16 protein-coding genes are annotated in these 17,376 nt (G+C 46.6%); 11 read left to right on the top strand and 5 right to left on the bottom strand.

The genetic code is table 11. The annotated features are described in order from the left end of the window. The first annotated feature begins 62 nt into the window (after positions 1 to 62). Positions 63 to 1,391, top strand: a complete 1,329-nt coding sequence (locus tag QUB44_RS17025; protein ID WP_333369511.1) for a GH39 family glycosyl hydrolase — start codon at positions 63 to 65, stop codon at positions 1,389 to 1,391. Positions 1,392 to 1,461: 70 nt separating this feature from the next. Here QUB44_RS17025 and QUB44_RS17020 read toward each other — a convergent pair whose 3' ends face one another. Then, a complete protein-coding gene (locus tag QUB44_RS17020) occupies positions 1,462 to 1,761 on the bottom strand; it encodes a contact-dependent growth inhibition system immunity protein (RefSeq protein WP_333244663.1) in 300 nt (99 codons plus the stop codon). Next, positions 1,758 to 2,297: an RNase A-like domain-containing protein gene (locus tag QUB44_RS17015; RefSeq protein ID WP_333369509.1), complete on the bottom strand. Its 540-nt coding sequence runs from the start codon at positions 2,295 to 2,297 to the stop codon at positions 1,758 to 1,760. The genes QUB44_RS17020 and QUB44_RS17015 overlap by 4 nt, the downstream gene beginning before the upstream one ends. Positions 2,298 to 2,653: 356 nt before the next feature. On the opposite strand from QUB44_RS17015, the gene rfbF reads away from it, so the two are divergent. From rfbF to QUB44_RS16990, 5 genes are all read left to right on the top strand, one after another. Continuing rightward, the gene (rfbF, locus tag QUB44_RS17010; protein WP_333165384.1) at positions 2,654 to 3,430 is read left to right on the top strand and encodes a glucose-1-phosphate cytidylyltransferase; all 777 of its coding nucleotides are present in this window, start codon (positions 2,654 to 2,656) and stop codon (positions 3,428 to 3,430) included. Positions 3,431 to 3,633: 203 nt separating this feature from the next. Beyond that, complete coding sequence (locus tag QUB44_RS17005; RefSeq protein ID WP_333369507.1) at positions 3,634 to 4,698, top strand: acyl-CoA dehydrogenase family protein; 1,065 nt, start codon at positions 3,634 to 3,636, stop codon at positions 4,696 to 4,698. Between the two features lie 84 nt (positions 4,699 to 4,782). Further along, a complete protein-coding gene (locus tag QUB44_RS17000) occupies positions 4,783 to 5,514 on the top strand; it encodes a cyclase family protein (RefSeq protein WP_333369505.1) in 732 nt (243 codons plus the stop codon). A gap of 109 nt (positions 5,515 to 5,623) precedes the next feature. Further along, positions 5,624 to 6,370, top strand: coding sequence for a DUF1995 family protein (locus QUB44_RS16995; protein WP_333369503.1), 747 nt, complete (start codon positions 5,624 to 5,626; stop codon positions 6,368 to 6,370). Positions 6,371 to 6,696: 326 nt separating this feature from the next. Further along, positions 6,697 to 7,467 (top strand): metallophosphoesterase family protein, encoded by a 771-nt coding sequence (locus tag QUB44_RS16990; protein ID WP_333369501.1) that lies wholly within the window; start codon positions 6,697 to 6,699, stop codon positions 7,465 to 7,467. Between the two features lie 200 nt (positions 7,468 to 7,667). Here the strand turns inward: QUB44_RS16990 and QUB44_RS16985 are convergent, their stop codons facing one another. Continuing rightward, on the bottom strand, positions 7,668 to 8,519 hold the full coding sequence (locus QUB44_RS16985; RefSeq protein WP_333369499.1) for a M48 family metallopeptidase: 852 nt from the start codon (positions 8,517 to 8,519) through the stop codon (positions 7,668 to 7,670). 382 nt (positions 8,520 to 8,901) lie between these two features. Here QUB44_RS16985 and QUB44_RS16980 point away from each other — a divergent pair, with 382 nt between their 5' ends. Beyond that, positions 8,902 to 9,426, top strand: a complete 525-nt coding sequence (locus QUB44_RS16980; RefSeq protein ID WP_333369497.1) for a DUF4330 domain-containing protein — start codon at positions 8,902 to 8,904, stop codon at positions 9,424 to 9,426. Between the two features lie 160 nt (positions 9,427 to 9,586). On the opposite strand, the gene QUB44_RS16975 is transcribed toward QUB44_RS16980, so the two are convergent. After that, entirely contained in the window at positions 9,587 to 10,492 is a 906-nt protein-coding gene (locus tag QUB44_RS16975) for an alpha/beta hydrolase (RefSeq protein ID WP_333165400.1), read from the bottom strand. Between the two features lie 529 nt (positions 10,493 to 11,021). Here QUB44_RS16975 and QUB44_RS16970 point away from each other — a divergent pair. Further along, a complete protein-coding gene (locus QUB44_RS16970; protein WP_333369495.1) occupies positions 11,022 to 11,636 on the top strand; it encodes a hypothetical protein in 615 nt (204 codons plus the stop codon). On the opposite strand, the gene QUB44_RS16965 is transcribed toward QUB44_RS16970, so the two are convergent. Beyond that, the gene (locus tag QUB44_RS16965; RefSeq protein WP_333369493.1) at positions 11,604 to 12,557 is read right to left on the bottom strand and encodes a hypothetical protein; all 954 of its coding nucleotides are present in this window, start codon (positions 12,555 to 12,557) and stop codon (positions 11,604 to 11,606) included. The two genes, QUB44_RS16970 and QUB44_RS16965, sit on opposite strands and share 33 nt — an antisense overlap. A gap of 1,115 nt (positions 12,558 to 13,672) precedes the next feature. On the opposite strand from QUB44_RS16965, the gene QUB44_RS16960 reads away from it, so the two are divergent. From QUB44_RS16960 to QUB44_RS16950, 3 genes are all read left to right on the top strand, one after another. Further along, positions 13,673 to 14,575, top strand: coding sequence for an MBL fold metallo-hydrolase (locus tag QUB44_RS16960; RefSeq protein ID WP_333168443.1), 903 nt, complete (start codon positions 13,673 to 13,675; stop codon positions 14,573 to 14,575). A 391-nt stretch (positions 14,576 to 14,966) separates the two neighbouring features. Next, positions 14,967 to 16,181, top strand: a complete 1,215-nt coding sequence (locus tag QUB44_RS16955) for a bifunctional riboflavin kinase/FAD synthetase (protein ID WP_333369491.1) — start codon at positions 14,967 to 14,969, stop codon at positions 16,179 to 16,181. Positions 16,182 to 16,359: 178 nt separating this feature from the next. Further along, entirely contained in the window at positions 16,360 to 17,268 is a 909-nt protein-coding gene (locus QUB44_RS16950) for a MoxR family ATPase (RefSeq protein WP_333209248.1), read from the top strand. Positions 17,269 to 17,376 lie beyond the last annotated feature (108 nt).

Below are 17,376 nucleotides of genomic sequence, written 5' to 3'. Positions count from 1 at the left end.
TTACAGCATTCTTAGGAACGGGCAAGATCCCCCTTCCACAAAACATCAACCAAAGAAAAGATATGCAATTTACATTCAAATTCCCACGTATTAATAAACTGCTGACAATTTGTTTAGCTATTGTCACTGTTCTGTTAATAGCCTATTGGGGACAGCCAAGAGCGATCGCCCAACTGCGATCCAACGTTACAGTAGATTTTGGACAGCCAGCCACCGGTACAATTTCCATGAGCGGCATCCTGCACGGAATCGACACAGCAAAACCGCCGGATAGCTCGATCAAACCCTTGCAGCCCAAACTTTGGCGGGCGGGGAGACTCGATATTTACGATCGCATAATCGCCAGCGGAGCCGAGTTTCAGTTAGTAGTCAGCGACTTGTGGGGCTACGGTAGCAATCCCAATGGCTGGCCCTATCAAAACTACCCCGCATGGGAAGCATTCATCCGACAGTTAGCTCAGCAAAATAAAGGCAAAAAAATTATTTGGGATGTATGGAATGAGCCAGATTTAAAAAATCCGTTTTGGAATGGAAGCAGAGAACAATTCTTTGAAACCTACAAAAGAGCCTACAGAATATTGCGGGAAGAATTGGGGCCGTCAGCCATGATTGGCGGGCCAAGCCTCGGCCGCTACAGCAAAGAATATCTCGCTGCTTTTTTGGATTACTGCAAAGCCAACAAACTTGAAGTAAACTTCCTCTCATGGCACGAACTTAACGACACGATGATTTTATTTGTTGACGATCACGTAATTGAGGCTAAACGCAATTTTCAGCAAAGTCCCTCTTACAAGGAACTGAAATTGCAAAAAATTTACGTCAACGAAATTGTCGGGAACTTAGCGCAGTACCAGCCGGGGGAAATCTTAGGTTATTTGTATAACTTAGAGTATGCAAAAGCTGACGGTGCTTGCAGAGCTTGTTGGGAGAGTAAAGGGCCAAATAAAGTTAGCAATTGCTTCAACAATACGCTGAGTGGGATGGTCACGCCTAATACTTTTGAACCGAGAGCAGCTTGGTGGACTTACAAAGCTTATGCTGACGGAGTTAATTCGCGGGTGCGGAGTTGGTCAAATAACAATCGCCTTGTCGCTTTAGCCAGCAAGTCAAATCCTGAAGGTAAAGCACAGGTACTTTTAGGTTATTTCGACCCCAATTTTTCCTCAGCAACAACGGTAACATTAACCCTCGGCAATTTGGAGCAGCTAGGTATTCAAAGGGGTCAGAAAATAACTCTAAAATTAGAAAAAATTCCCAACAATCAAGAAGGAGCCGTGCCACAGCTTGTTACAGTTAAAGAAGAAAACTTTTCGGTGGGTAGTGGCAGCTTGGCTTATGTTATCCCTAATTTCAACGTCCACGAAGGCTACTTATTGACGGTTAGCAAGTGATATCGTTCTCGGTTGCATCGGAATTATATAGAGGACACGGCAGTGCCGTGTCCCTACAAATATATAGATTTTAGCTAGGATTATTCAAAGATTTTTGCACAGATTCCAACCATTCTCGCACTGTTTGATTTTCGGATTGTGGGTCGTAGTAACACCCTAATTCATCAAGGATGAATGCTTCTAAATCGGCTGGGGCGATCGGCATTTCGAGCAGTTTGCTGAGTTCTTGCGATGCAGCTTCAACACTTGCGGGCGGTTCGCTGCTGCGGTAGTTGTTCACTACATCGCTGGGAGTGTCAGCTTCTAACGGCCAGTCTTGGTGAAAGTAGGAACTGAAAAATTGGGTTAAATGAGGAAATTGATTGATCATTGGGGATAGGCTGTGAGAATAAAGTATCCGGGAGGTAATTTGGCGCTGCGCTGAAGGATGATTCTCAGGCGAGATGTTGAAGTTGCTTTGGATGCGCGGCGACGCAGAGTAATGCCAATTATTCTGTTGGCATTGTAGTCGATCGTATAACGATTACCTTGACTTTTCACCCAAGAGTCGATCGCACTTTGATTTCTGTTCATTGCTTCTGCAATAGCCGTTTCGGCGACGGAACGGTCAGTAAAAGAAGATGCTGCAGAAATTCTCGTTTCGCTTGCGAGTCGCTGTGCTAGTTGTGCTTCTGTTTTAGCAACGTGTCTCTCTAAAGTGTGTCCTCCTGCTGATTCGTGAAAGTCTAATCCGCCACCCGGTATGTTGGGTACAAAAGCTACGCTGGTTTGTGGTATGGTTGAGATTTTCGGTGCAACAACCGTGGCGTAAACACCAGGTATAGCCGATTGGAATAATATAATTATTGAGGCGATCGCGCATAGGATACCTAAAAACTTTTTTAGGCGATCGAGTTGATTTTTCATTGCTGTTGAATGTCTTTATTATATTTAGTATAGGTCTTTGCTGCTTTTTTGTCTATTTCTTAATCGACTATTAATAAGTTAGAAATTGCGCTGTATTCAAATATACTGTCCGCAGTACCCACCCTACTCTTAGTTAGAAATTGCGCGCAGCATTTAAATACATGGTGTGTACGGAACACCCTAGGATTATTCATAAATACACGGTGTCCACGGATCACCCTACGATTATTTATAATAATTCGTGATTTTTGTGGTTTACAAAGCTTCACTGACTATGAGAAAATGTTAATAATTCTTTGAAAAAATCCCTGATGATTGATGATAAATTAATTTATCATCTTTAAAAATGTGAAAAAATGCAAGTAGTTATCCTCGCAGGTGGTCTCGGTACTCGTCTCAGAGAAGAAACAGAATTTCGTCCCAAACCCTTAGTTGAGGTGGGGGGGCATCCGATTATTTGGCACATCATGAAAATCTATGCACACTACGGTTTCCAAAAATTTATTGTGTGCTTGGGCTATCGCGGCAACATGATTAAAGAATATTTCCTCAATTATGAAGCCATGAACAATGACTTTACTATCTGTCTGGGACGCCAAAATACCATCACTTATCATGAGGAACATCTCGAACAAGATTTTAATGTTACCCTGGCTGAAACTGGCGCGGCAAGCATGACGGGAGGGCGGGTAAAACGGATAGAAAAATATATCGATCACGATAATTTCATGGTGACATACGGCGATGGAGTTGCTGATGTCGATATTGACGCCTTGATGGATTTTCACAAGTCTCACGGTAAGCTGGCAACTGTCACTACATTTCGCCCGATTTCTCGCTTTGGGATTTTGGATGTAGACAGCGATAGCCGCGTAGTACAATTTTCGGAGAAACCTCAAATAGATGGCTGGATCAGTGTTGGATATATGATATTTAACCGCCGGGTATTTGAGTATTTGGGGGGAGATGATTGTATTTTAGAACAGGAGCCGATGCAGCGTTTGGCGGCAGACGGACAGTTGATGGCTTACCGTCATGAGGGCTTCTTCTTTGCGATGGATACTTTTCGAGAATACAAGTATTTAAACGAGCTTTGGGATGAAGGGAAGGCTCCTTGGAAAGTTTGGGAATGAGTTAGTTTAGGGGCGGAATTTTCTGCCCCCCCATAGAACTTTGAATAAAAATAACTATAAAATGACCTCAGAAACCCGGTATTTTCGTAGATGTCTCGTGATTCGCCGCAAAAATCGTAATAACTGGGTTTCTCGCTACCTATGCGTGGGTAATGAAACTTTCCAAAGAAATGGTAAAAACAACTAGAAAATTATCATAAAAAATGGAATTTCTAGATATTCTTTACTACACAGAAACTTACCTGCAAAAGTGCGTTTCACCCTACGCGGAAATTATCGACAGCGACTCGGAAGCGCTGAAAACAGCAGTTGCGGGATTGGAAGATCGATCGCTCTTAGCGTTGCGAGTTCCCAAAAAATGGGGCGGTGTCGAAGTTGCACCGGAGATTTTTTACAAATATCAGGAATTGACGGCTCGATATTCCGGCGCTTTGTCTTTCCTGCAAACTCAGCACCACAGCGCAACTGCGATGCTTGCCAACAGCGACAATGAAATGCTAAAAAGCAGATACTTGCCCGCGATCGCCCAAAAAGAGTTACGCTTGGGTATTGGGTTTTCGCATTTGAGGCGATCGGGCAATCCGGCCGTCACCGCAACTCCCACAAAAGCAGGTTATTTACTGTCAGGAAAAGTTCCTTGGGTAACAGGTTTTGGCTTGTTTCAAAAGTTTATTGTAGCGGCGGTACTTCCTGACGAACGCGCTGTTTTCGGTTTAGTGCCTTTTGTCAATATTGAATACGAAAAGGGTAAAATAGCTTGTAGCGAAATCATGCAGTTAATCGCCATGAACTCGACTAATACTGTGACAGTAACTCTCGATAATTGGTTGCTGCATGAATCGGAAATAATTTCAATTAAACCTGTCGGCTGGATTGCGGAAAACGACACCAAAAATATACTGAATTTTGTTCCGGCTACTTTTGGCTGTATTCGAGCCGGATTGGATGTAATTGCAGCAGCGGCGGCTGCTAAGAATTCACCTTTTATAACGGCGGCTTGCCAAAAACTAGAGCAAAAGCTCGATCGGCTAAAACAGAATTTCCCACAATCTCAACATAGCTCGAAAGCAGAACAATTAGCGCTGCGAGCTCAAGCCATTGATTTAGCGATGCGTTGCGGGCACGCTGCGGTTGCAGTTTCTAGCGGTGCTGCTAACGGTACGCTACACCCGGCCGGGAGAGTTTATCGAGAAGCTTTGGTGTATACTGTTTCCGGGCAAACCAAGGATGTGATGGAAGCAACCCTCGATCAACTAATCGAATTTTAGATTTTAGATTTTAGATTTTAGATTTACATCGCAGAAGGTCAAAAACTCAACTGTGTTTAATAAATAATAGATATATTTAACCTGATGACAAACAACTTTAAGTCCAATAACTTAAAAACGATCGCCTACAGCAACATTGTAGACTTAACCCATGCAATTCATCCCAATATTCCCATTTGGCCCGGAGATCCAGCGACAGAAATTGCCCCAGTAGCTCAAATAGAAACAGACGGGTATTTCCTGCGAAAATTCTCAATGGGAGAACACAGCGGAACTCATATAAACGCACCCAACAGCTTTTGTGCAGGAGGCGCCAGCATTGATAGTTATTCCCCGCAGTCGCTCGTTGTGCCGGCAATTGCGATCAACATCCGAGAGCAAAGTCTTGCCAATCCCGACTACACTTTAACAATTGATGATATATTGACTTGGGAACGGCAGCACAAACTTATAGAACCGGGAAATCTAGTTTTATTGTATACTGGGTGGCAAGAAAAATGGGATGACGAGAAAGCATTTTTCAACGAAGATGATCGCGGGATTTGCCACTTTCCCGGATTTGGCAAAGCAGCAACTCAATTTTTGCTAGAAGAACGCTCTATCGCGGGAATTGGAACCGACACTCACGGAGTCGATACCGGGCGAGATGAAAGTTTTGCGGTTAACAAATTGGTATTGGAAAAGCAGCTAATAGTGCTGGAAAATCTAGCAAATCTCGACTTGTTACCTACGGCTGAAATCACTTTAGTTATCGGAATATTACGCCTTTTGGGAGGTTCCGGTTCGCCCGTGTCGGTGTTAGCTTTTGTTGCTTGAGACGGTAAAACTTACATCTTGTACCATGCTCAAGAATAGGTAATTGAGAATGGTGCAATATCTCAGGTAAAATTAGATTGAGAGAAGTCGAGTAAAAATAATTAGATTAATGACAGAACTGCCCAAGGATCTCAACGAGGCGATCGCCCAATCCCGCATTGCCACCGCCGCCGCCCTCTCGGACGGTAAAACTCTACTGCAAGTCGAATTAGTATTTCCAGAAATCGCCCTGCAAGCACAGTCTATCACCCTACAATTCCTCCCAGAATTTGAGGAAATCTACCCCGGAGTCAAAGTCTTTTTTCCCGACACCGGTGCGGCAGCCCTCGCGCGTCGCGACTGGGGAGAAACACCGTTTAAAGTCACTGATTTGGGTAGCAGTCGCACCCCTGTTGAAGATAAAATATCACCGGAAGATCAACTTTTCCTTTTGATCAATCCAGCAGCCGTAGAAGTTGCCCAAGTCGAAAAAATTTATATAGCTGCGGCAGGTCGCCCCGTAATTCTACTCAACCCGCGCCTGGAAGATGTTGCCACCATAGGTATAGGCTATGCGGGCCGCCAATTGCGCGATCGATTCCTCAGCAAAATCGAATCTTGCTACTACATCAGACCCCTAGACAGTGCGGCTTTATTCCGCTGCTACCCTCAATCGTGGCAAGTTTGGCTGGAAACAAACGACGAATACGAACTAATTTCGGAAACCGCCCAAAAACCAGTCGGAGACGATTTAGAGCGGATTTTAGCCGCTTCTTTACCAAGCGCCGATCCTGACTCCACCACACCTGCCAAACCTGTAAAAAAGAAAGGTTTTTTGGCAGAACTCCAGACATTCCTCAAAGCTTTGACTCAGTGACAATCGTTAAGGCTAGATCGTATTTTAGGGTGTGTCAAGGATTATTTTCGACTTAATCCATCGTCTAATCGCTGATGCACCCTAAAGCGTGAAATAACTCACAGCTTTGCCTCAGTAACAGCAGTTGCAAAACCACAATTAACAGCTTGCCTGTGTTTCTATCAGTAGCTACGCAAACAGACACTGGCGAGCTTTACACGACATTTATACAAAGCAGTATAATGGGTGACACCCCTCCACCGTAAAAGAGGGGAGGCAAATAGCAGCAAAATCAGATGCTATAAGCTAGAGATGGGGCTTTTGAGTCAGGGAAACGGATAAACACAATGGAGCACCGGCGCATTGTTATCGGGGACGTACACGGGCATTACGACGGCTTAATGACCCTGCTAGAGGCACTTGCCCCCGGCTTGGACGATCGCGTCTATTTTTTGGGAGACTTAATTGATCGTGGCCCCAAAAGCGCTCAGGTATTAGATTTTGTGCAGCAAAGCCCCTACCAAACTCTGTTGGGCAACCACGAACAACTGATGCTGGAGGCTTTGTCGGGAACGCCGATGGATATGCGAGCATGGCAATCTTGGCTCTACAGTGGTGGCGATGCGACAGTAGCGAGCTACAGAGATACAGGGATGATGCCGTACAAACACTTAGAGTGGCTGCGCTCGCTCCCCACTCATCTGGACTTAGGGGACATCTGGCTGGTTCACGCCGGCGTTGACCCCCATCTGTCGATCGATGAACAGTCGATCGAACAACTGTGTTGGATTCGCAGGGAATTTCACACCATGTCGAAACCCTATTTTCCCAATAAATTAATTATCACCGGTCACACGATCACCTTTACCTTTCATGGGGTCAGACCGGGCGAATTAGTCAGGGGCGAAGGGTGGTTGGATATTGACACGGGTGCTTATCATCCCAAAAGCGGCTGGCTGACAGGATTTGACCTCAGCTACCGCAGAGTTTATCAAGTAAATGTATTTAACCATCAAGTCCGAATTTTGCCGTTTGACGAAGTTGTTCGGCAATTGAAGCCGCAGCCGATTCCACCCCCGCAAGCTGCGCTCGATTCTATTGTTCAACAGCAGTGTTAAATCAATTTGTAGTTTTAGGGTATGTCCGCTTAAGTCCGATCTCTTAAATCGAAATTAACTTGCTGCTGACTTACCCTAGTAACTGGATTGGTTTTTTAACGAACCCCGAAGACGCGTTAGCGAAGCGGCGCGTTAGCGCTAGATCGCGAAGTAAGAAAATAGAAGAGAAAACAATAGAGCCCCTGACAGATTGAGAATTGCTACGAACCTAAAAGTCTGCGGATTTCTAGCCTGTAATCCTCATTATTCAAACCTTCACCGCTAGCAAGATCCGGATCTATAGCCTGTGAAATAGCAGCAATACGATCGCCAGTTGCCGGGTGAGTGCTCAAAATGCTAGGAGGAGAAGGCTTGTTGAGCAACTTTTTCATAAAATCAACCATCCCAGATTGAGCGTAGCCTGCTCGCCCCATAGTTTGCAATCCCAACTGATCGGCTTCATACTCAGCTTGGCGACTGTGGGGACGCCGCAAAGCCAATTCCACCCCAATCTGAACCGCCTGAGATCGATCGAGCCCAGTTGCCGAAGCTACACCTGAAGCTATGGCCATTTGACGCATTTGTTGAATCGCGTGGCGAGCATTAATGTGAGCGATTTCGTGGGCTATCACACTGGCCAATTCTGCCTCATTGTCCGCCGCTGCCATTAAGCCTTTATTCACATAAACAAAACCGCCCATAGTTGCAAAAGCATTAATCGCGTCGTCGTCAATCACTTGAAAAGTATAAGGAATATTGGGGCGAGTGCTTTCTTGAGCGAGTCGTTGACCGATACGGTTGATATATTCTGTAGTGTCCCGATCTCGGTCAATCTTAAACTGGCTGTTCGTTAACTGCTGATTAATTTGTCTGCCAATAGTCACCTCTTGGCGATCGGACATATTCGACAATTGAATAACTTGGATGCCCCGAAAAATCAGTTCAGGCAAAGAAAATGCTTGAGTCGGTTCCGGGGAAACCACCCCGATACTCGCAGCCACAATCAGGGACAGAAACAGATAAATCCCCCGGCCACAAGTACGCCGGCAAGTCAACCAAAAACTTTTTAACATGATTGATACGTGGGAGAAGTTAGATACAATTTGAGGAAAAACTCGAAAAGTCACTCAATAGGCAGACGTAATTTAAGGCTGCTTAGTTGCTATTCTAGCTTTTTGTCAATTTTAACGGCGCCACCAGCTTTTGGGCGATCCAGTCAAGGCTAACCAACCGCCGTCAACTGCCTTCTGAGTTAAGTGCCCCAGTCATGCGGATTTTGGGCGATCGTTGTGGTAATATCTTTTAGCTTCATGACTTACGCATCAATAAAGTATGTCATTGCCAGCGGTAGCTCAGCAATAGCACCATCTGTTTTTCATCGATGTCTGTGTAAGTCCTGAGCTTGTAAACATACTCCTGTCGCTATCAGTATAATAGGCGATATAATAGGCGATTATGAAAATTTTGGATTCTCAAGGCCGACTGTTCGGCAAACTCAGCATTCTCGACGTAGGTGCGGCTCTGATCGTACTGCTAGTTGCAGTCGGAATCTTTTTCTTTCCCGGCACTTCTGGCGGTTCCGTAGCCCAAGTCGGCACCAGTATCAAACCTGTAGAGATTGATGCAATTGCGATCGGTCTCAAAGGAACAAACGTTCAAGATTTGTTCAAACCAGGTGATAAAATCAATGTGGTGATCCGCAATCAACCCTCCGGTCAGATTACCATCAAATCTGTCAAAACTCTCACCAGAACCCTAGCAGTTCCTCAGCCCAACGGCACTCTGAAAGCTCTCCCCGATCCCCGAGAAGAAGAAGCCTTCAGCAAAAATATGATGTTTACCTTAGAGGGAAAAGGTCAACTTACTGAAAATGGCCCGGTTTTAGGTAATACGAAAGTCAAAATTGGCACTACGCTAGAGCTTGAAGGCAACAAGTACATTTTCAACGCCAGCGTTATCGACGTGCGAGTGAAAGAATAATTAGTAGTCATTAGTCAGTAGTCAGTAGTCATTAGTCATTGCTAATGGGGAAGGGGGAAGAGGGAATTCATATTCCTTCTTCCTTCTTCCTTACATCCGTTAAATCCGTTAAATCCGTTACATCCGTTACATTCGTTACAGAACCCGTTGCCGAACTTCTTCACCCTTCCGAAAGCAATTTTAAGTATTGCCTAATTAAGCCAATCGTGACAGCGGGAATTTCTAACTGCGGAGTCAAACCTACGTTTTCCAGAGGTTGAAAAACTTTGATTGCTTCGGGGTTGAGATTTGCCAACCGCTGGCCGATATCGGGCCCGGTAAACTGCGATTTTTCTCCCCAAATAATCGCTGTCGGCGTTGTTAGCTGAGTGATGTACAGCGACAAATCAAAGCACAAATCTCCCCGCACAAAAGACAGGGCGGCATATTCTGCATTTGGTTCCAAAGCAGATTCGAGGTAAGCATCAACAATTTCTTGGTAAACGCGACGCGAATCGGCAAATTGGCGTTGTTCTAGGAAGCTACGGATGCCGCCGTCTGTGGCGATTCCGGTACTGTAGAGCAAGCGATCTAAAATCGGCGTGTTGACTAGCTTAGCGAAGAAACTGCTGCCATAATCTTGTCCGAAATCTGACAAACCGCTGGGTATGGTCAAAATCAGGGATTTGAAGAGATCCGGCCGTGCGATCGCAGCTCGAATCGCGATCGCCCCTGTTAGCGAAGAAGCAATCACCTCTGTCGGACTGCCGCAAGTTTTTTCGATAAATTCGATCAAAGTTGTGATATAATCTTCCACCTGATAATTTCTTGCCGGATGTTCCGATCGCCCCCAACCGATTAAATCCGGTGCTAAAATTCGATATTCTGCAGCAAAAGCCGGATAAACTTTCGACCATTCGTAGGCACTCGACCCGCCTCCAAAACCGTGAAAAAATACTAAGTTCGGCTTATTTTCCGAAGTTGAGGTCGGCAACCCCATCCAAGGCATTTTTTCAGCAGTGTAGTAGACCATTCTGCCGAGAGAAGTAACTATTGATCGCTGACCGAAGCCGAGGGGTACAAGCATAAACTAACCTCAATCGCTGTTATATTTTAGATTTTTTTCCGTCGCCCCGTCTCTGTTTAAAAAAATTGCAAAGCTGGTGGCGTTTTTGTAAAGATTGAGTAATGATTTAAATCTATTTTAGTACAGGTGAAGCGTGAAACTACAGACAGCAAGTAAGTTTTGCGATTTGGGCAATTCGGCTGTGTAGTTATCCTCACCCTTGCAAACTAGCGCCGATCGGAGATAATAGCAAAATGATGGGTAAGACCCCTCAACAAAATAGAGTCTGTTCGCCAACCCCGAAAGCAGGCGCTCGGAAAGGAGGACTATTAGAACTCGCTTTCAGGCAGGTGGCAGGTTTGCCGACGCTCGCCAATCACAAATCATTAATCACGATATTTTGCGGAGCAGTGGCTTTTGAGGTCGAAAGTCTTTGTTGGAGGGCGGGCGATGGGGTTTCGATTCCTAATTGCAGGTTTGGCAATCACGGGCCTCGCCGTTATCAATTCCAAAACACAAGAAACAACTAATCTCAGGGAGGTCTACTAAAATGCAACTGCTCAGAAAAAGGGATCGCGAGGGTTTTATGGTTGATGCGAAAAGTCTTCAATCAGACGGGTTTGCAGAATTTGACACAGCCTATCGAAGCATGGATTTAAACAGCAAAAAGTCTTTGGTCGCCACTCCAGAACGCTCAGGCGTCGGGTCAGAGGTGCGATCGCGCGCCACGGTACCTGCGATCGTCCGCGTAGCCTTAGAAGACTTGAAATGCTTTGAAGTAGTAGAACACCAGTTTGCACATTGGGGGGTGACTTTTAGCAATGCCGTCGCCATCCAACCTTCAAACCCAGCATTTTTCACGGGCTCTGCGGCAACAGTGTTAATGGGGGCCCCCAAAAGCGGACTGATAGAAGTAACTTTTAAGTATCCAGTTCGCTGGGTGTCAGGACTTGTCACCAGTTCGCGACGAACTGTTTTATCTGCTTGTGACATTGACGGCAACCCAATTGTTCAGGATGAAATGCCGGCGCCCAATCTGGTGGGGTCTAATTCTCCGATCGCCCCTAGGGCTCCCCTGCGCGTAAAAGCTCCGAATATTCATAAAATTACTTTTTACGCTTTTGACGGTCAGCTAATAGTCGATGACTTGATTTTTGGATTTTAGAGCAAAGCCATAAGTAGCGTCCCAAGTCTGCAAGCCTTCGAGAAGGGCATTGCGGACTAAAGCTTCTGGTTCCCGACTCAGCATCAGGCGAAAGCACTCGGCAGCGCGGGAACGGGCGATCCTCTGCGAGGGCTTCGCTAACGAACTTTTGACAGAGCTCACAGGGCCAAACCCACCCTGATTCACCAAATCGGTCATTTGCCGCACTGCAATTAAACGCTTCACGGGGTCAGCATCAGTCAAATCCGCCAAGATGCGATCGAGCGCCACTTCATCTTTTGCGGCCCTCCGACTCAACCCTTGCCGCAGCAACAGCCCTGCAATCGCGATCGTCCCCAAATTCTGCAAAATCACGCTCAAAGCCATCCAGTGGCTGCTTGAGTCAGCCCAAATCGCCAAACTCATGTAAGCGCCCAAGGTAGCAATCCCGCCCGTACCGACGGCTAAAACGAACCGACGGTTCGGGCCCTCCCAAAATTGCTCGCCTTTTGCCCGCAGCAATTGCCAGTCCCACGACTGCCCTCGGTAAACCAGCATCATTGCTGCTATCCCCAGGCCTGTGGAAAACAGTAACTGACTGTTCCACCACCCCCAAACTGCTGCCAGGGTGACAATTCCCAGCCAACCTTTTGAGCGAGTCAAACTCTCTAGCAGCCATTTGAGAAACGCAGTAGAAACCACAGGCGATTGGGCCCGATCGCTGTTGCCATCTACCCTCCGGCGTCTTGTTGCGGCAGTCCGGCCTGTGGCTGTTGGGGTTCCCGGCGGGCGATCGTCCGAACTCAAATCCCTCAAAGCTTGACCATCAGTTATTTCTAAAGACAGGTCGCTCAAGGGAAGATTACCGAGTTCCAAAGTGCGATCGGACACTTTCACAGGCGATCTATTCAGCTTAGTTGTAGTTTTTTCAACTTGATTCATACTGACTTTTTTGAAAAATAACTTAAAGTTATCCAGGCTTGTTTAGCACTGATTTAGATTCTCGGTAAACAAGAGTCTAAGACTCTATGATACCCGAAATTCAAACCCGTGGCGAGTACCGCAACTGCGCTGAATTCCGAGAAATCCTTACCAAAAATAGATCGATTGAAGATGGTTGAGAAAAGCACCACAGGTTAACAGGGAATATTTCTGAATCACTGTTGAGGCCCAAGGGGGATCAGAGTTGGCAGGATGGCAAAAAATCGAATTTTTTTAACTTCAGAAAATAGGGGAATTTTGAGTGAGTCAATTCGTCCGCCAAGAAATGCACGACGAAAATTTAGCCTTTTGCCCCCAGGTCCGGGCTCTCGCTGCTACCCCGATGTCAGATGAGGGTGGGTTCAGCTTGACCGCTAGCGGGACGAACCGCAGCCTCTGGGCGGACCCAGAATCCAGACAGTATTGGTTGATAATTAATAGCAGAAGCATTCTTAAACTGCTAAGATTTTTGAATTAATGGCAGTTGAGTTAATTAAACTGGGTTCTCGTAAAAAGGAGTCCCTGATGCTCATGGGCAGGGGTTCGATGGCGGGAGCATCTCAAGTCGGGTAAATTAACCGTCATTATTGTAGAGGCGCCTTTACGCCCGATCGGCAATATCAGCCAGATATCGGCGCAAAAAAGTCCCGACACCTGCATATTATGGTCGATCGACCGGACTAGATAGCAGGAAAGCCATCATCCGGGTTCAAACCGGTAAACCAGCAAGGCAAACAACCGACCGCGCCATCCGGTTCGGCAAGTGCGGAGGCTGGAAAAACAGCGGCTTTTGACCAAACTCATACACAACGGCGGCCCCAAAGTGTGTCTGCGGAGGTTAGGCTAGTGAAGAGAAGAAAAGAATAGTTACGATCGAGACTTGATTAGTCTACCTTGTAATTTATTGCTCAGTTGTCAAGCCCAACAGTTTTGCATTCTCGCGATGAGCGAGACTCTTGGCACTTCCAACAAGTGGGGAACTCGACCGTCAAAGAGCTTGGGTTTGATGGTAAAGCCCTTAGTAATATGTAAACACCTTATCGATAACTCGCTGGAACAATCTTGCAAGAAAACCCATGTCTAGTATGCAAAACCAATTCACGGTTCACTTCTGGGGCGTTAGAGGTAGCATAGCGTCTCCCGGGGCAGAAACAGTACGTTACGGGGGCAACACGCCCTGTGTAGAAATGCGAGTGGGTGACAATCGCCTAATTTTCGATGGCGGTACTGGATTGCGGGTTTTGGGACAAACTCTCCTGTCCCAGATGCCCGTAAAAGCTCATATGTTTTTTACTCACTCTCACTGGGATCACATTCAAGGATTCCCATTTTTTGTCCCAGCTTTTATTCCTGGGAACTGCTTTCACATCTATGGGGCTATTGCTCCTAATAAGGCTACTATCCAGCAGCGCCTCCACGACCAGATGCTGCACCCGAATTTTCCGGTACCCCTGCAAATTATGGGGGCAGACCTGAAATTTAACGATATAGAAGTGGGCCAACCGCTGGAAATCGGAGATATTAAGGTGGAAACTGCTTTGTTGAACCATCCAGGCGAAGCTATAGGCTACCGCGTAAACTGGCGGGGGTATTCGGCTGCTTACGTGACTGATACCGAACATTTTCCCGATCGTTTAGACGAAAATGTGCTGTATTTAGCTCAAAATGCTGATGTGCTGATCTACGACGCTACTTATACCGATGAGGAGTATTATGCGGAGAAGAGCAGCAAGGTCGGCTGGGGACATTCGACTTGGCAGGAAGCGGTGAAGGTGGCAAAGGCTGCTAATGTCAAAAAGTTGGTGATTTTTCACCACGATCCGCTGCACAATGACGAGTTTTTAGACAGGGTGGGAGAACAAGTGGCTCAAAGGTTCCCGAACAGTTTGATGGCGCGGGAAGGTTTGTCGTTACAATTGCTGCCTCCTGATAACGATTTGTCTGAAGCGTCGGTGCAAGCGCCTCAAGTTCATGTCTGAGGGATGTGAGATTGCCAGATGGTTCTGAAGTCTTGATCTGTGAAATCGGAAATTTAAGCGAGGCCTGACCGAAAGCATCCAGGATACAAGCCCCCGGATTCATTCCTTCGCAGACTCAGGACCCAGAAATAAAAAAGCTGTATCCGATGAAACTTGCCCCCCGAATTTATCCGTGGGGTCAATGCTTCAATCGAAAATCGAAAATCGAAAATCGAAAATCGATTGACCTCACTCAAAGACGGATACCGTGCCACGTACTCCTGTCGTGGAAAACCAAAAACTTTAGACCCAAGTTCAACCTTCCAGATTTATCTGTGGAGTAAAATCTAAAATCTAAAATCTAAAATCGACTGGCGATCGCAATCTGGCTAAGTATGTCAAAATTTTAAGCGTGTGGGTAACTTCTTCTTGTACCGCTGCTCTGACTCCAACTTCTGTTGCCTTGGGAAACTTTGATGGTTTGCACCTAGGGCATCGACAAGTCGTGCAGCCAATTTTAAATCGATCGCCTGGGCAAAATTCTGCGACGGTTATTTCGTCGGGGCCAAACTTGCGATCCAACGCTGGTAAAGATCAAAATTGGGAAACAGAACATCCGGCGACCTGTAAAAATGACTCAGCAGCACCGCCAGATCGAGCCGAGAGCCGCCAGGATTTCGAGGGTTTGATAGCCCCCAAGGCAGAGGGCAATAGCCTCTCTGGGATCGATTCTGATGGGGTCAATCGGGTTTACGGCACTGTGGTGACATTCGATCCGCACCCGCAAGAATTTTTTACTGGTCAACCGAAAAAACTGCTGACGCCTCTGGCAGAAAAGGTAGAATTGCTCGCAGCAATGGGCGTCGAGCAACTTGTGCTGCTGCCGTTCGATCGAGAATTGGCGGCTTTGACTGCTTCTGAGTTTGTCGAGGAAATTCTGGTGCGACAACTAAAAGCGAGTCGAATTAGTGTGGGGGTTGATTTTCGGTTTGGACGGGGACGCGCTGGGACGGCTGTGGATTTGCAGTCGATCGCCTCTGGTTACGGTATTGATGTTGCTCTTGTACCGCTGCATAATTGCGGTGAGGGCGATCGGATCAGCAGTTCTGCAATCCGCGAAGGTCTGGCATCCGGCGACCTCACAAGAGCGAATCAGTTGCTGGGGCGACCTTACAGTTTAGTCGGGACTGTGGTGGGCGGACAGCGGCTGGGCAGGACGATCGGATTTCCTACTGCTAATATCGAACTGCCGCCGGAAAAATTTTTGCCACGTTTTGGCGTGTACGCGGTGCGAGTCTCGGTGAAGCATGGATGGGAAAAGATGAATGAGGAAAGTTCTTCCTATCAGCAGGAAAATCCCAAATCTCTAATTCCCGGCACAGCATCAAATTTATCTTTTGTCAATGGGGTGATGAATGTTGGCTGCCGCCCGACAGTAGACGGCCTACAACCCACTGTGGAAGTTCACCTGTTAGATTGGTCTGGGGATTTGTACGGTAAAACCTTGAGCGCGAGTTTAGTAGAGTTTTTGCGACCCGAACAAAAATTCGCTTCTCTGGAATCTCTCAAAACTCAAATTCAGGCAGATTGCGATATTGCTAGAAGCCTCTTAACTGCTAAAGTCTAATAATTATGTGATCTAGAACAGGCGATCGCTTTTAAAAATGGTGCAAGATGAGTCAGACTAAATTCTAGTTGTACAAATACGAAGTCCGCAAGGCAAAGACTCAAGATTTTGGCAATCTTGATATCTTTTCAACAATTAGCAATTAGCAATTCGCAATTAACAATTAGAAATCAGGGATATGAGACAACATATTGAGCGGCTCAAACAAAATCTAGGCAAAACTATTGTTGGCAAAGCCGATGCTATTCGCTTGGTGTTGGTAGCGGTGCTTTCGGGCGGACACGCGCTGCTGGAAGACGTGCCTGGTGTGGGAAAAACGCTGCTGGCGAAGTCTTTGGCGCGATCGATCGATGGGAAGTTTCAGCGGATTCAGTGCACTCCCGATTTGTTGCCGACGGATATCACTGGTACTAATATTTGGAATCCGCGCAGCGGAGAGTTTGAGTTTTTGCCCGGACCAGTTTTTGCTAATGTTTTGCTTGCCGATGAAATCAATCGGGCGACGCCGCGAACTCAGTCAGCTTTGCTGGAAGTGATGGAAGAAAAGCAGGTGACAGTAGATGGAGTTTCTCGAAATGTTCCGACGCCGTTTTTTGTGATTGCGACTCAGAACCCGATCGAATATCAAGGCACTTTTCCGCTGCCGGAAGCGCAGATGGATCGGTTTACTTTGTCTTTGACTTTGGGCTATCCCGCTGCGTTGGAAGAGTTGCAAATGTTGGAACGGCTTTCTGATAGTTTTGCTGTTGAAGATTTGCAGCCTTGTATTTCTTTGGAAGAAGTGCAGGAATTGCGTCGTTTGTGCGCTGGTGTGAAGGTGGAAGCCTCTTTGAAACAGTATATTGTAGATTTGGTGCGATCGACGCGGGAGGATGAGGAGATTACCCTGGGGGTGAGTCCCCGGGGTGCGGTGGCTTTGCACCGGGCGTCGCAGGCTTTGGCATTTATGGAGGGCCGGGATTTTGCTACCCCGGATGATGTGAAGTATTTGGCGCCGCACGTACTTTCTCACCGGTTGATTCCGGCGGGGGGAAGAAGGGCTAAGACGATTGTTGACAAGTTGTTGCGGTCTGTTCCTATTCCTTAAAAAGTTTGTAACTAGGTTGTTTTATTTAAAGGAACAGGCAAGATGCCTGTTCCACAAACAATTAATTTTCCTGTGGGGAGTAGGGGTTGGGCATTCTGCCTGCCCTTG

It is taken from the genome of Microcoleus sp. AT3-D2 (assembly GCF_036705715.1).
Classification (GTDB): Bacteria; Cyanobacteriota; Cyanobacteriia; order Cyanobacteriales; family Microcoleaceae; genus Microcoleus.
This window is presented reverse-complemented; position numbering and strand designations above follow the sequence as displayed.

Excerpts from the sequence above, each read along its gene's own strand:
- QUB44_RS17025 (WP_333369511.1), top strand. The coding sequence starts at position 63 with ATGCAATTTACATTCAAATTCCCACGTATTAATAAACTGCTGACAATT.
- QUB44_RS17020 (WP_333244663.1), bottom strand. The coding sequence starts at position 1,761 with ATGATCAATCAATTTCCTCATTTAACCCAATTTTTCAGTTCCTACTTT.
- QUB44_RS17015 (WP_333369509.1), bottom strand. The coding sequence starts at position 2,297 with ATGAAAAATCAACTCGATCGCCTAAAAAAGTTTTTAGGTATCCTATGC.
- rfbF (WP_333165384.1), top strand. The coding sequence starts at position 2,654 with ATGCAAGTAGTTATCCTCGCAGGTGGTCTCGGTACTCGTCTCAGAGAA.
- QUB44_RS17005 (WP_333369507.1), top strand. The coding sequence starts at position 3,634 with ATGGAATTTCTAGATATTCTTTACTACACAGAAACTTACCTGCAAAAG.
- QUB44_RS17000 (WP_333369505.1), top strand. The coding sequence starts at position 4,783 with ATGACAAACAACTTTAAGTCCAATAACTTAAAAACGATCGCCTACAGC.
- QUB44_RS16995 (WP_333369503.1), top strand. The coding sequence starts at position 5,624 with ATGACAGAACTGCCCAAGGATCTCAACGAGGCGATCGCCCAATCCCGC.
- QUB44_RS16990 (WP_333369501.1), top strand. The coding sequence starts at position 6,697 with ATGGAGCACCGGCGCATTGTTATCGGGGACGTACACGGGCATTACGAC.
- QUB44_RS16985 (WP_333369499.1), bottom strand. The coding sequence starts at position 8,519 with ATGTTAAAAAGTTTTTGGTTGACTTGCCGGCGTACTTGTGGCCGGGGG.
- QUB44_RS16980 (WP_333369497.1), top strand. The coding sequence starts at position 8,902 with ATGAAAATTTTGGATTCTCAAGGCCGACTGTTCGGCAAACTCAGCATT.
- QUB44_RS16975 (WP_333165400.1), bottom strand. The coding sequence starts at position 10,492 with ATGCTTGTACCCCTCGGCTTCGGTCAGCGATCAATAGTTACTTCTCTC.
- QUB44_RS16970 (WP_333369495.1), top strand. The coding sequence starts at position 11,022 with ATGCAACTGCTCAGAAAAAGGGATCGCGAGGGTTTTATGGTTGATGCG.
- QUB44_RS16965 (WP_333369493.1), bottom strand. The coding sequence starts at position 12,557 with ATGAATCAAGTTGAAAAAACTACAACTAAGCTGAATAGATCGCCTGTG.
- QUB44_RS16960 (WP_333168443.1), top strand. The coding sequence starts at position 13,673 with ATGTCTAGTATGCAAAACCAATTCACGGTTCACTTCTGGGGCGTTAGA.
- QUB44_RS16950 (WP_333209248.1), top strand. The coding sequence starts at position 16,360 with ATGAGACAACATATTGAGCGGCTCAAACAAAATCTAGGCAAAACTATT.